Raw genomic sequence first — 758 nt, forward strand, 5'->3', positions numbered from 1 at the left:
GTCCACCATGTAGCCGCTACCATCGGTCAAGGTAATGGTGAAGCTGTCGTTACCGTTGTAGTTGGCTGTTGGCGTGTAAACGATGTCCGTGCCGTTGATGGCGATCTCGCCGTGACTTGGCGCGGATTTCTCGGTTGCGGTGACCGTATCGCCATCCACATCGCTAAAGTTGAAACTCAACGTTTGGTTGTTGTCTTCGTCTGTAGTCAAGGTTGAGGCGATCGTGATGCTCGGCTCATCGTTCACGCTGGAGACCGTCACGGTGATGGTTTTATCCACCGTATAGCCGCTGCCATCGGTCAGGGTAATGGTGAAGCTGTCACTGCCGTTGTAGTTGGCGGTTGGCGTGTAGACGATGTCCGTGCCGTTGATGGCTATCTCACCATGACTTGGTGCAGATTTCTCGGTTGCTGTCACCGTATCACCATCCACGTCGCTAAAACTAAAGCTCAACGTTTGGTTGTTGTCTTCGTCGGTGGTCAGCGTTGAGGCGATCGTGATGCTCGGCTCATCATTGACGCTGGAGACCGTTACGGTGATGGTTTTATCCACCGTATAGCCGCTGCCATCGGTCAAGGTAATGGTGAAGCTGTCACTACCGTTGTAGTTGGCTGTTGGCGTGTAAACGATGTCCGTGCCGTTAATAGCGAGCTCACCATGACTCGGGGCGGATTTCTCCGTTGCAGTGACCGTATCGCCATCGACATCGCTGTAGCTGAAGCTGAGCGTTTGGTTGTTGTCTTCATCGGTGGTGAGCG

General features: G+C 53.6%; 1 protein-coding gene. It reads right to left on the minus strand.

All coding sequences use genetic code 11. From position 1 onward, the window contains the following. Positions 1-758 (minus strand): tandem-95 repeat protein (locus TZ48_RS20250; protein ID WP_162674680.1); only part of this gene is annotated, 758 nt, incomplete at both ends.

The organism is Vibrio variabilis (genome assembly GCF_003263785.1).
GTDB classification, from domain to species: domain Bacteria; phylum Pseudomonadota; class Gammaproteobacteria; order Enterobacterales; family Vibrionaceae; genus Vibrio; species Vibrio variabilis.